12 protein-coding genes are annotated in these 13,490 nt (G+C 45.4%); 6 read left to right on the forward strand and 6 right to left on the reverse strand.

What is annotated here, in order from left to right; all coding sequences use genetic code 11:
• Positions 1–70 precede the first annotated feature (70 nt).
• The 6 genes from vmeI to pspA all read right to left on the reverse strand — a co-directional run bounded on the left by vmeI (position 71) and on the right by pspA (position 6,772).
• On the reverse strand, positions 71–3,181 hold the full coding sequence (gene vmeI, locus OO778_RS10615) for an efflux RND transporter permease subunit VmeI (protein ID WP_264909750.1): 3,111 nt from the start codon (positions 3,179–3,181) through the stop codon (positions 71–73).
• On the reverse strand, positions 3,178–4,275 hold the full coding sequence (locus OO778_RS10620; RefSeq protein WP_006742843.1) for an efflux RND transporter periplasmic adaptor subunit: 1,098 nt from the start codon (positions 4,273–4,275) through the stop codon (positions 3,178–3,180). Before OO778_RS10620 ends, vmeI begins: the two co-directional genes overlap by 4 nt.
• A gap of 1 nt (position 4,276) precedes the next feature.
• Entirely contained in the window at positions 4,277–5,308 is a 1,032-nt protein-coding gene (locus OO778_RS10625) for an efflux RND transporter periplasmic adaptor subunit (protein WP_005393290.1), read from the reverse strand.
• Positions 5,309–5,470: 162 nt separating this feature from the next.
• Positions 5,471–5,860, reverse strand: a complete 390-nt coding sequence (gene pspC / locus OO778_RS10630; RefSeq protein ID WP_012841944.1) for an envelope stress response membrane protein PspC — start codon at positions 5,858–5,860, stop codon at positions 5,471–5,473.
• Positions 5,853–6,086: an envelope stress response membrane protein PspB gene (gene pspB, locus OO778_RS10635; protein WP_005393293.1), complete on the reverse strand. Its 234-nt coding sequence runs from the start codon at positions 6,084–6,086 to the stop codon at positions 5,853–5,855. Before pspB ends, pspC begins: the two co-directional genes overlap by 8 nt.
• Positions 6,087–6,100: 14 nt before the next feature.
• Positions 6,101–6,772, reverse strand: coding sequence for a phage shock protein PspA (gene pspA, locus OO778_RS10640; RefSeq protein ID WP_005393294.1), 672 nt, complete (start codon positions 6,770–6,772; stop codon positions 6,101–6,103).
• 232 nt (positions 6,773–7,004) lie between these two features.
• Here pspA and pspF point away from each other — a divergent pair, with 232 nt between their 5' ends.
• The 6 genes from pspF to OO778_RS10670 all read left to right on the forward strand — a co-directional run bounded on the left by pspF (position 7,005) and on the right by OO778_RS10670 (position 13,459).
• Positions 7,005–8,015, forward strand: coding sequence for a phage shock protein operon transcriptional activator (gene pspF / locus OO778_RS10645; RefSeq protein WP_046874789.1), 1,011 nt, complete (start codon positions 7,005–7,007; stop codon positions 8,013–8,015).
• Between the two features lie 205 nt (positions 8,016–8,220).
• Entirely contained in the window at positions 8,221–9,840 is a 1,620-nt protein-coding gene (gene sapA / locus OO778_RS10650; RefSeq protein WP_005393298.1) for an ABC transporter substrate-binding protein SapA, read from the forward strand.
• Positions 9,840–10,802 carry an ABC transporter permease subunit gene (locus OO778_RS10655; protein ID WP_046874787.1) on the forward strand — a complete coding sequence of 321 codons (963 nt, stop codon included), beginning with the start codon at positions 9,840–9,842 and terminating at the stop codon, positions 10,800–10,802. The genes sapA and OO778_RS10655 overlap by 1 nt, the downstream gene beginning before the upstream one ends.
• Entirely contained in the window at positions 10,789–11,676 is an 888-nt protein-coding gene (locus OO778_RS10660) for an ABC transporter permease subunit (protein ID WP_005378123.1), read from the forward strand. The genes OO778_RS10655 and OO778_RS10660 overlap by 14 nt, the downstream gene beginning before the upstream one ends.
• Positions 11,676–12,671: an oligopeptide/dipeptide ABC transporter ATP-binding protein gene (locus OO778_RS10665; protein ID WP_005378126.1), complete on the forward strand. Its 996-nt coding sequence runs from the start codon at positions 11,676–11,678 to the stop codon at positions 12,669–12,671. Before OO778_RS10660 ends, OO778_RS10665 begins: the two co-directional genes overlap by 1 nt.
• A complete protein-coding gene (locus tag OO778_RS10670) occupies positions 12,668–13,459 on the forward strand; it encodes an ABC transporter ATP-binding protein (RefSeq protein ID WP_006742848.1) in 792 nt (263 codons plus the stop codon). Before OO778_RS10665 ends, OO778_RS10670 begins: the two co-directional genes overlap by 4 nt.
• Positions 13,460–13,490: the final 31 nt, after the last annotated feature.

A 13,490-nucleotide genomic window follows, 5' to 3' on the forward strand; every position in this document is an offset into this window, starting at 1 on the left:
TTCTTCCTTAAAAAGCGCCTCTAACTGATGAGCTAGAGGCGCGATATTTTTCATCGTTATATCAGTAGCACTAAGCCTGTTTCGGTACTGCCACTTTATGGAACAAACGATACAACACTGGCACGACAATCAGTGTCAGGACTGTCGCAAAGCCCAAACCAAACATAATCGTAACCGCCATTGGTTTGAAGAAAATATCTGGTAATAGTGGGATCATACCAAGGATCGTCGTGATTGCAGCCATACACACAGGACGAACACGGCTTACCGCAGCATCAACGACCGCATCATAAGCCTCTTTACCCGATTTCATTTCTATTTCAATTTGGTCCAGTAATACGATGCCATTTTTGAGCACCATTCCCGATAAGCTTAAGAAGCCGAGCAATGCCATAAAACCAAACGGCGTGTTGAGTGCCAACAAACCGGTGGTGACACCAATTAACGCCAGCGGCACGGTAAGCCAAACAATGAGTGGCTCTTTGATTGAGTTAAATAGGAATACGGTGATCAAGAACATGAACAAGTACCCCATTGGCATGGTAGTAAACAGCGACTCTTGAGCATCACCAGAAGATTCGTATTCACCACCCCATTCTAGTGAATAGCCAGGAGGCATTTGAATCGCTTCGATTTGGGGCTGTAAACGTTTTTGCAACGTCGATGCGGTTTCTTCACCAAGAATATCAGGGTCTGCCATCACAGTGAGCATACGCTTACGGTTCTTACGTACGATGATAGGATCCTCCCAACGCATGTCGTAACCCATTGTGACTTGTTGAAGTGGGATAAACTCACTCTGTGCTGGACTCCATATTTTCATGCCTTCAATGTTACGAATATCAATACGTTCATCTTCAGGTAAGCGAGCCACGATAGGCATGAGCGTCGTGCCGTCTCGGTAGAGGCCTATCGTCATTCCAGAGAACGACATAGACAAGAAGTCATCGACGTCCGATTTGGTAATGCCATAGCGACGTGCCTGACTCTCGTTAAACTGAGGTTCAAGAACTTGGGTTCGTTCACGCCAATCATGCCTGATATTTGTTGCCTGAGGGTCGGCGTACATGATGTCCTTGACCTGAGCGGCTATCGTACGAAGGACGGTTGGATCAGAGCCAATAATGCGCGCTTCAATTTTTGCACCACCACCAGGGCCTAACTCAATCTGTTTGAGCTTGTAATTGATTTCTGGGTAGTTGGCTTTTAAATACTCTCGAAACTTCGCCATTAATGGTTTTAACGCTTCGTAGTTTTCCATACGAGTGGTTATCTCACCATAAGCCGCATAACTTTTCTCTGGCGCGTACGTTAGCATAAAGCGCTGTAAGCCTTTACCCGCGGTCGTCGTGATATGGTCAACATGCTCTTGCTTGGCTAACCAACTTTCTAGCTCTTTAAGCGTTGTGTTGGTGGCACGAATATCAGTTCCTTCCGGCATCCATACATCTAACTGAAAAATAGGCGTTGTCGACGATGGGAAAAACGCTTGCTTCACAAAAGTAAATCCATAAACACTTGCCGCTAATCCCGCAATCAGCACCACAACGGTAAACCAAGCACGGCGCATACAGAACTGGAGAAACTTTTTATAAATAACGAAAATAACCCCGTTATATGGATCATTTTCTTCCCCTTCACCTTGTTTAATCTTCTGGCCTTTAAAAAAGATGTCAGCGAAGAACGGTGTCAACGAGATAGCGGTAAACCAACTCAACATCAATGAGATAAGAAGAACCGTAAACAAAGTGCCACAGTATTCACCCGTCGAGTCTTCAGACAGTCCAATGGGCGCAAATGCAGTTACCGCGATCACAGTTGCCCCAAGTAATGGCCACTTGGTTTGGGTAACAATGTCAGTCGCGGCTTGGAGTCGAGTTCGTCCTTTTTGAGTACCAATCAAAATCCCTTCAACCACGACGATTGCATTGTCCACCAACATACCTAACGCGATAACCAAGGCACCTAATGAAATCCGCTGCAAATCTATCGCGAGGTACTTCATGAAAATGAACGTACCCAACACCGTCAGCAGTAAAATTAAACCGATAAGCAGACCTGAACGTAGCCCCATAAAGAACAGAAGTACGATAATGACGATACCGACGGCTTGAGCCAAGCTGACAACAAAACCGCTAACCGATTTATCCACCTCTTTAGGCTGACTGTAAATTTCGGAAATTTCGATACCGACAGGTTGTTGGTACTTTAGCTCGGCAAGGCGATGATCAAATGCTTTTCCGACTTCAACGACGTTGACACCTTCAGCAAAAGAAACACCCACGTTCAGTGCGAGGCTGCCGTTAAAATTAATAATATTACTCGGTACTTCTACATACCCACGTTTTATTTCCGCCACATCTTTCAAGAAGATGAGCCCCTGAGCTCCCGACTCAGTAATCAACAAATCGCCTAGCTCATCCACACTCTGGAATTCGCCAGTCGGCTGAATTCTGATGTACTCGTCACCAATTCTGATCGCCCCTGCGTCAGAAACCACGTTTTGCGTCGAGAGAAGATTAAAGACCGTATCGGGAGAAAGTCCTATACTGCTCAGCTTTTTCATCGATACTTCGATGAAAACTTGCTCTTGCTGCTGCCCGGATACCGAAACTTTGCTCACGCCATCAACCAGTTCGAGCTCTCGGCGTAAGTAATCGACGTAATCCAGTAGCTCCTTATAGCTATAACCGTCGCCAGTCACCGCTAACAAAATCCCGTAAACATCACCAAAATCATCGATCACTTGAGGTTCATTCACACCCGGAGGCAACGTCCCTTTAAGGTCATTCACTTTACGGCGTAACTCATCCCAGATTTGTGGTAGATCATCAGGGCCATAATTGTTCTTCATCGTGACCGTGATTTGAGATAATCCTCGACTAGAAATCGAATTCACTTCATCGACATAAGTAAGCTGCTGAATCGCTTTTTCGATCGGATAAGTAACTTCTTCTTCGACTTGTTGCGGCGTCGCACCAGGATAAGAGGTCACCACCATGGCATCTTTGATGGTAAAAGCAGGGTCTTCAAGACGCCCTAACCCAAAGAATGCAGCGATACCACCAATCAAAAAGATCAGTGCGACCATCCAACTGATGACACGATTTCGGATGAAGTATGCAGCAATACCGGTCACATCATCATCATTTTGAGGCGCTGATTTATTAAGATTGCTCATAGACCGGCCTCCTGCGTAGCCATTTCCTGTATCACTTCCACTTTCATGCCATCCCTTAACCGAGAAACACCGGCAATCACAACTTTGTCTTTGAGCATGAGACCATCAAGGATTTGAATGGACGTTTTAGATGCTTTACCTGCTCGCACCTGCCTGCGCGATACCGTGTTGTCATCATTCAGTACCCAAACAAATTTATTTTCGCGCCCCAGCTCGTCACCGTCCGCATTAAAAATGGCTTCAATGGGAACATTAATTCCTAAATTGAGATCCAAGCCAACGTTCTTATCTTTGGAGGTCACCTCAACGGCCATCCCATCTAGGATGTATTCTTCTTCCGGCATAGGAAGCGATAATGTGACGGTAAACGTACCTGTTGTTGGGTCTGGCTCAGTCGTAAATTCTTTCACGGTCGCGTTGTACTCGTTACCACTAGGCACGCGCACCAATGCCTTTATCGCGGTAAGCCTTTCTTCCGTTGGCGGTTGGTTAACATAGAGCCGGTCTGGAAGTTGAATCAGCACCTCTACTCGCTCCAAACTATGAATATTGACGATATGCTGTCCGACTTGGACATTTTCGAATTGCTCGATATTAACTCGCGAAATGATCCCATCCACAGGCGCCTTTAAGGCAGTAAATGATAAACGGAGTTTCGCTAACTTAAGCTCAGCCAGAGCGATTTGTCGTTGTGCTGCAATTTCATCAAACTGAGACTTAGCTAATAGGCCTTTATCAACCAAAGGACGTGAACGGCGATACTGACTGTCAACAACAGAAAAACGCGCACTCGCATTATCTACATCCAACTCATAGTCCGTAGGGTCCAACGTTGCGATAACATCACCCTTCGTGACTTTATCGCCCTCTTTTACCATGATGCGGCTGACTTCTCCTGCCACTCGGAAACTCAAATGAGAGCGATCCGCTGCATTCGCAACCGCAGGGAAATATAAGTTGTCATCCACCCGATTTCCCGCTAATGAGGTAACTCTTACACGCGGTGTCTCAAGAGCTTTTTCTGGTGCCTTATCGCCACAACCAACAAGAAGAAATGTTGAAAATAATGCCGCTAGAGAGATGATTCCTTTCATATTACAACCCTCTTTCCTTAATCCAGGCTCTTACCTTAATTCCGGGTTCAATTACACTAACACCAGAGATAATGATTTGATCGCCATCGTTAAGCCCAGCTAACACTTGGTTTTTGTCATTCATCTCAATAGCGGCTTTGGACACAATGCCTTGCTCATCAACACGCCAAACGTATGTTTTGCCGTTCTCTTCTAGCAGCGCGGAATTAGGAATTTTTGTTGCACCAGCATTTTTAGATAGGAGGTAAGCATTACCAGACATGCCCGGTAAAAGGCCTATTTCTGATGGTCGCTCCATAACCATAGTGACTTTGTAACTACCGGTTTTAGGATCGGCTTCTGTATCGATTTCTTGAAAGGTCAAGTCAAATGACTGCTCGGGGAAAGCGTCAAAGACCATTCTGGCAGAGACATCGCTACCCTGGGTGTAACGATTTAGCAGATAGTCAGGGACTTGGAATATCACCTTAAGCAGTTGGTTGGATTGAATATTCATCACGCCTTCTTTTGCGGCGACATACTCATGGTTTTCTGCTGGAATATACGAAATCGTACCATCATATGGCGCGACAAGTTTGGTATACCTTAAATTTGCCTTTGCTTGATTCCACTGAGCTTTTGCTGAATTGTGATTCGCTTTTGCCTCATCAAAATCTTGTTCGGACACCACTTGGTCTTTACGTAACTTTTGGTATCGCTTGTACTGCACGTCTGCGAGCGCGAAATTTGCCCGAGCTTGCTGTTCAAGCAGAGAATATTCATCAGGGTTTAATGAAGCCAATACATCGCCTTTGCTGACGACTTGGCCTTCATTCACCTCAATCGTTTGAAGAAGTCCAGGAACTCGAAACGTCAGTACCGCTTTATCACCAGCTTCCGTCGTGGCAGGAAAGTGTCGTTCAAATTGGGCATTGCCAACAGATACTGTAAATAGCTTCGCGGGGCGGGATTCAGGTTCTGGAACAGGGGGAAGTTCTTTACCACACCCCGACAACACAGCCGAGATGGCGACAGGAATGAGCAATCTTCTCATTACATTCATCCATAAAAAATTAAGGGATTATTTTTAAAGTAGATGAATTCTGGGCGAACTTCCAGAGTTGAAAAGATTAATAGTGCTTTAAAATTAGTAATTTGTGACAAAAAAGCAGGCTTTGCGCCTGCTTCGTTTAAATCTTCTTTGGATGCGGAGTGTTTAGAGCTTACTGAACTCCCGATTCACCCTATATGTATCAGACGTAACATACGCTTCCATGTTACGGATTTTGCCATCAAGACGGTCAAAATCGCGTTCCAACACACTGAGCAATTGGTCCGGACTTTGTCCTTTCTGCCAAGGCTTACTTTTAAGTGTGTGCTCTTGTTGCGCTCGGATATTTTCAGAATACGTCACTGGTTGCTTTTCTAACATAAACGCCATCGCAACGTATGCTAACAACACCAAAAACGTACCGCCCAACAGCGCTGCAGAAATCACTACAATACGAATCAACCAAACCTCTGCACCAAAGTAGTTGGCAATTCCGGCGCAAACACCGGAGATTTTGCCATTTACTGGGTCACGATACAGCTCTCGATTAGTCATACTTGCGTCTCCATGTTGGTGACTCAGCATCCAAGATGCGCTCCAATGTATCAACTCGGGACTGCATCGCTTCCGCTTTTTCAGATAGTACCTGAAGGCGCTCTAAATCTTGGCTCGACAGTGCACTATCTGTTTTGCGTTTGCTGCGATAGTGTAAGAAGAGCCATAGTGGAGCGACAAAGATTAAAAAGACAATCACTGGTCCTGCTATAAAAAATGCCGACATAAATGGCTCCTTTGTTATTTATCTTTCGATGACATCTGTTCTTTCAGTTTTGCCAACTCTTTTTCGATTTCGTCTTGAGCTTGAAGCTCTGCAAACTCTTGCTCTAGCGATTTTGCATTACCAGTTTGTGCGTACAAATCTGCTTCTGCTTCCATTTCATCCACTTTACGCGAGTACTGCTCAAACTTCGCCATCGCTTCATTAGTGCGGCTAGTGTGCAGGTGTTTTTGCACATCACGACGGTTAGAGGCGGTTTGGTTACGAATTGCTAGTGCTTGCTGTTTTGCACGCGTTTCTGCAATTTTGCTTTCTAACTTACCGATCTCGCCTGTAAGCTTGTCGATCGTTTCTTCTACTAACGTCTGCTCAGTGTGAAGGCCTTTAATCACTTGCTCAAGCTTTTGCTTTTCAATTAATGCTGCACGAGCCAAATCTTCACGCTGTTTTACCAACGCTAGGCTCGCTTTTTGGCTCCACTCGCCAATTTGCTCTTCTAACGTTTCAACTTTACGAGCCAACTCTTTTTTGTCTGCAATCGCTTTAGCCGAGTTAGTACGCACTTCAACAAGTGTGTCTTCCATTTCTTGAATGATAAGACGGATCATTTTTTCAGGATCTTCCGCCTTGTCCAGCAATGCACTGATGTTTGAGTTAACGATATCTGCAAATCGAGAAAAAATACCCATAACGGAACTCCTCTTTTTTCCTATTAAAACTCGACAAGGTGGTGATTGACCTTGCGTCTCCCTGAATACATTACAAGTAGCATGCCAACTTAAAATTACATTTAAAATCAGAAGTTTATGCATTTTGTTGTCGTTATGCGCTATTATGCTATGATGTTTTTCACCAACTGTTGGTGAAATTCACCAACTCCATATGTAAATCATGGCTCGGCTGTTAAATAAGAAGGACTTTATGAAGCAAAACCTGATTGGTGAATCACCTGCTTTTCTCGCCGTACTAGATAAAGTATCACAACTTGCGCCTATTGAGCGTCCAGTCCTCATTATTGGTGAACGAGGAACGGGTAAAGAGCTCATCGCTCAGCGTTTGCATTATTTATCAAGACGTTGGGATAAGCCACTACTATCACTCAACTGTGCGACCTTAAGCGAAGGACTAATAGATTCAGAGCTATTTGGTCATGAATCCGGCTCTTTTACAGGTTCTAAGGGCAAGCATAAAGGACGTTTCGAACGCGCCGAAGGCGGCACTTTGTTTCTTGACGAATTGGCCACCGCACCACTTTTAGTTCAAGAAAAGCTGTTGCGTGTCATCGAATATGGTGAATATGAACGAGTTGGCGGTCATACCGCTCTCAATGCGGATGTTCGACTTGTTTGTGCAACCAATGCGGACTTACCAAAATTGGCGGAACAAGGCGATTTCCGTGCCGACTTACTCGATCGTTTAGCGTTTGATGTCATCATGCTGCCTCCTCTTCGTGAACGAAAGGAAGACATCCTGTCTTTAGCAGAGCACTACGCGATGAAGATGTGCCGTGAACTTCAACTGGAATATTTTGTCGGTTTTACCTCAAAAGCACAGCATTCGCTTCTTGAATATGAATGGCCAGGTAATGTCCGTGAACTAAAAAACGTGATTGAACGTGCTATTTACCAACATGGTCTCAATGCCGATCCAATTGATGAACTGATTTTCAATCCTTTTGAAACAGTTTGGAATAACACGCTTGGTCATAATGCCGAGCAAGCCGAACAGCAACAAGAAGAGGAAGCACCAAGCAGCGCAGTTCAATTCCCTCTAGACTATAAACAGTGGCAAGAAGAGCAAGACATCCACTTACTCAATCGCGCATTGGAAGAGGCCAAGTTTAATCAACGACAAGCAGCCGAGCTACTTGGTTTGAGCTACCACCAGTTACGAGGGATGGTTAGAAAATATGGTTTAGTCGGGCAAAGCTAGCTTGGTCGAAGGTGCTTGATCGGTTAGCGAGCGAGTGACAGCGCTCTAATTTGTATGTCTTTCAAGCATAACACCTTACAGTGTATGGATTTTATGTTTGGAGCGAGTTCACAAAGGTGATAAATTAGCGAGATCATTTTCGCTTGTTAGCTCTGAAAGAGTAAGATCAAATGAAACAAGCAAGATCCAATGAACATTTCATATTATGAATGCTTTTATAAGATTATCGCTGAGCCTTATTGGGATTAGCCTACTGACCGCTTGTGGTGATGAAATTGACCACAATGACATTCGCAAAGCTGGCTTTGTGTTTTGCGGACAAGGTAAGCCAACCACGTTTAACCCTCAGCTTATTGATAGCGGTATTACCGCAGAGGCACTGAGCCCGCAGTTGTACGATACGCTGCTCACGCTCGATCCTAAATCACATCAGCCAGTAGCAAATATCGCTGAGAGTTGGTCTGTGAATGAGTCAGGAACGGAATACACGTTTAAGCTTAAACGTAATGTTCAATTCCAAACCACGTCCTGGTTCACTCCCACTCGCCCATTGAATGCAAAGGATGTGGTATTTAGCTTCAAGCGAATCATTGATGTAGACCATCCTTTTCACCAAGTAGGTGGTGGTTTTTATCCATGGTTTGCAGGGTTAGATTTTCAAAACCTGCTGCAAGACGTGACTGCGATTGACGAGCATACGGTAAGGTTTACCTTATCTCAGCCAAATTTTTCCTTCTTGGCAAATATTGCCACCAGCCATGCTGTCATATTGTCTGCGGAGTACGGACAGCAGCTGGCAGCAAAAGATCATAAAGAAGAAATCGACCAACTTCCTATCGGTACCGGCCCATATCAACTAAAAGAGTACCAAGTGAACGACTTGATTCGTTTGGAACGTCACTCTAACTACTGGAAGTCACCCGCGAAAATGGAACAAGTGGTGTTCGATATCTCTCATCGAGGCACTGGTACCTTGGCGAAACTTTTAAGAAACGAGTGCGATGTGCTCTCTTCGCCTATTTCGAGCCAAATACCCGTTATTCAAGAAAATGACAATCTTGAGCTAACTGCTACGCCAGCCAACAACGTATCCTTTATTGCGATCAACACTGAAACGACGGCACTGAGTGATGCTCGCGTCCGCCAAGCACTTAACTTAGCGATTAACCGTCAGAACATTTTAGATTCGGTTTACTACGGAACTGGCTCGCAAGCTTATACATTGCTACCGCCTAATTCATGGGCTTATCAAAAGGACAGCGTAAAAATTCGTTATGACCGTAACTATGCATTAGCACTACTCCGTGATGCTGGCTATGAAGACGGTCTAGAGCTGACCATGTGGGTACCACTTGAACCACGCGCCTTTAACCCAAGTCCTCGCAAGACCGCGGAGCTAATCCAAGCGAATTTTGCCGATATTGGGGTTGAGTTAACGTTGCTAACCGATGATAGATTCGAACGTGTGGATTTAGAGAACATCAACGACATCGATTTACTTTTAACTGGTTGGATTGGTGATACCGGGGACCCTGACAACTTTTTCCGCCCGTTATTATCTTGTGAGTCTGATCGCGTTGGCCTCAACGTATCGATGTGGTGTAACGATGATTTCGATTTCTTACTCGATTTGGCATTGGAAACTCAAGAACCGCGTTACCGTCTGAACCTATATCGCCAAGCGCAGAACATTTTAAATCAAGAATTCCCGGTAATTCCTCTGGCACATGGTGTGCAATTCCGTGTTCACGACAAATCACTGACAGGCTTCAAATCAAGCCCTTTCAATGCCCAACCGTTTGATAGAGTTGAGAGAATTCACTGATGTTTTGGTATACCGTTCGACGCTTTAACCTATTTTTCATCACTTTGATGATCCTCACATTAGTGGGCTTTTCTCTGCTGCGCCTTGACCCTCTCTCGCACTGGGCAAACGTTGATTTTTGGTCTGGTTGGCAAACTTACTTAATCAACCTTTCTCAGCTTGATTTTGGCATAAGTAAAAACGGCAACGCGATTTATGACGAGCTCGCCGTCGTATTCCCTGCCACTTTGGAACTGTGCTTTTTTGCCTTTTTGGTGTCCCTTTTGATCGGCATTCCGCTTGGAACCGTGGCTGGGATGAAGCAAGGTAAATGGCTCGACACCAGCATTTCATTCATGTCGATGTCTGGTTATTCCGCTCCAATTTTTTGGGTGGCTCTGCTACTTATCATGGTTTTTTCATTGGAATACCAACTCTTTCCCGTGGCAGGACGGTATGACCTGCTTTACGAAATTGATCATGTAACCGGATTTGCCATTATCGACGCTTTCATGGCGAAAGGTGAATACCGCGCTCACGCACTGCAAAGCGTCATTGAGCATATGGTGCTGCCATGTTTGGTGCTCGCTTTGGCTCCAACCACGCAGGTTGTCGGACTAATGCGCTCTTCGGTGGCGGAAGTGATGAGCCAAAACTACATTCGTGCAGCGAGAATAAAAGGTCTCTCTAACCGCGAGATCGTTACTCAACATGTCTTGCGTAATGCAATACCGCCTATCATCCCCAAAGTCGGTGTTCAACTTTCCAGTATGATTACCTTGGCTATCATCACTGAATCTATTTTTAACTGGCCAGGTATTGGTCGTTGGTTGTTAGATGCATTGGCAAACCAAGATTATGCATCAATCCAAGCTGGCGTGATGGTACTTGCGACTTTGGTTCTCACCGCTAATATTCTCTCTGATTTGATTGGCGCGATGATTAACCCTCTAGTTCGAAAGGAATGGTATGCTAACAAATAACGTTTATCAGGAAGAGCGCATTCCAACTCAGTTTGAGCGATTTTGGCGAAGTTACCGCGCCAACGGGCTAGCCATGTTTGGCCTATGGTGCTTGGTATTTATCGTCCTAATTACCATTTTTGCGCCACTGCTTGCGCCGTTTGATGCCCAAGCACAGTCAGGCGAATTGCTTGTGCCGCCATCATGGGCCCCAGCTGGAACGGTTGATTACTTTTTGGGAACCGATGACTTAGGCCGAGACATTCTGTCACGCTTGATCATGGGCTCTCAACTTACATTCGGTGCAGCCGTTGCCATCACTGCGATTGCCGCGGTCGTAGGTTGTTTGATTGGCGTATTAGCAGGTATGACGAAAGGCTTACTGTCGAGTACCCTCAATCACTTGCTCGATACCGTCATGTCGATCCCGTCGCTCTTATTAGCAATCATTTTTGTGGCATTTCTAGGCTTTGGTGGGTTCAATATTTTACTCGCGATCTGCTTGGCTTTGATTCCGCGTTTTATTCGCTCCGTTTATATCGCAGTCCACACCGAAGTTGAAAAAGACTACATCATGGCAGCACGTCTTGATGGCGCGAACGATTTCTACTTGTTGTGGAGTTCAATTCTTCCCAACATATTGACGGTTATTGCAGCTGAAATCACGCTCGCGCTCTCTGCTGCGATTTTAGATATTACTGCGCTGGGTTTTCTTGGCTTAGGCGCACAAGCACCAAGTACTGAGTGGGGAGCGATATTAGGTGACTCTGTCGAGTTGATTTATATTGCACCTTGGACCGTAACGCTACCCGGCCTAACCATCATGTTTACCGTTATTACCCTAAACTTAGTAGGTGAAGGTGTACGTCAAGCGCTTAATGCGGGGATCGAATAATGCCGTTGTTAGATATTCGACATTTGACTATTGAGATTGAAACCCCTCAAGGGTTGGTCAAAGCCGTGGACCGAATGAGCCTAACTTTGAATGAAGGCGAAATTCGTGGTCTTGTAGGTGAGTCTGGTTCAGGGAAAAGCTTGGTTGCAAAAGCGATTGTTGGGGTAAGTAAAGATAACTGGCGCATTACCGCAGACCGTATGCGCCTTGGCAATATTGACTTGCTTCAGCTTACGCCAAAAGAGCGTCGACGTGTCATTGCCCGTGATATTGCGATGATCTTCCAAGAGCCATCAACCTGTCTTGATCCTTCAGAAGAAGTGGGACGTCAATTGATCGAGTCCATCCCATCTCGCGCGTTTGAAGGGAAATGGTGGGAGCGATTTAAATGGCGTAAAAAACAAGCCATCGCGCTTCTGCATAAAGTAGGCATTAAAGATCACAAGCGTTTAATGGGTAGCTACCCTTATGAACTGACCGATGGTGAGTGTCAAAAAGTCATGATTGCCATGGCGATTGCGACCAAACCTAAATTGCTGATCGCAGATGAACCAACTAACGACTTAGACCCGATTACCCAATCGCAAATATTGCGTTTATTGAGCCGTATGAACCAGCTCAACAACACGACCATTCTGCTTATCGGTCACGACTTAGCGACCATCACACAATGGGCGGGCCGCATTACGGTAATGTATTGTGGTCAGTCGGTAGAGTCTGCCGATACCAGTAAAATCATTGCGGCACCCAAGCACCCGTATACAGATGCCTTGCTTAAAGCGATGCCAGACTTTAATGATTGGGTACCACACAAGCAAAAACTCCAATCCCTACCGGGCTCGATTCCGCCATTGCAGCATCTGCCAATCGGTTGTCGACTCGGTCCACGTTGTCCGTATGCGCAGAAACAATGTGTTGAAATTCCACACACCAGACGAATTAAGAATCATAAATTTAACTGCCACTTTCCATTGAACACGGAGAAAAAGTCATGAGTGCGTTACTTGAAGTCGATAATTTATCGAAGCAGTTTGTTACGCGCTCCCGACTATTCAAACGTCAGGTTAATGAGGCTGTCAAACCGGTGAGCTTTACGTTAGAGCCGGGGCAAACTATCGGTTTTATTGGCCAAAACGGTTCAGGAAAATCCACTCTTGCCCGCATGCTTGCAGGCGTTGTAGAGCCAAGCTCCGGAGAGATCCGTGTGAATGGCGAACGGTTGGAGCACAAAGATTACGCGACACGCTGCAAGCTCATTCGCATGATTTTCCAAGATCCAAACACATCGCTCAACCCGCGTATCCAGATTGGCCGTATTTTGGAAGGTCCGTTAAAGCGAAATACCAACATGCCGCCAGATGCACGCATGCAGCGTGTGAAGAACACCCTACTCCGCGTCGGATTGTTGCCTGAACACGCCTATTTTTATCCACAAATGCTAGCGGCAGGTCAAAAACAGCGCGTGTGTTTAGCTCGTGCGCTTATTCTTCAACCTTCCATCATTGTCGCTGATGAGGCGTTAAACGGTTTGGATATGGCAATGCGCTCACAGATCATTAACTTATTCCTCGAGTTGCAAGAAGAGATGGGATTGTCATTTGTGTACGTGTCTCAACACATTGGCATTGTTAAGCACATTACTGATAAAGTGATGGTGATGCATGAAGGTGAAGTGGTCGAGTTTGGCGAAACTAACCAGGTACTCACTAGCCCAGAACATCCGATTACTCAACGCCTAGTCGAAAGCCACTTCTATAAGGCGCCAAGCCACCAAACAAAATAGCCTATCAAAGATGTCATCGTTCAAATGTAAA

The sequence above is a fragment of the Vibrio sp. STUT-A16 genome, from assembly GCF_026000495.1.
GTDB lineage: Bacteria > Pseudomonadota > Gammaproteobacteria > Enterobacterales > Vibrionaceae > Vibrio > Vibrio diabolicus.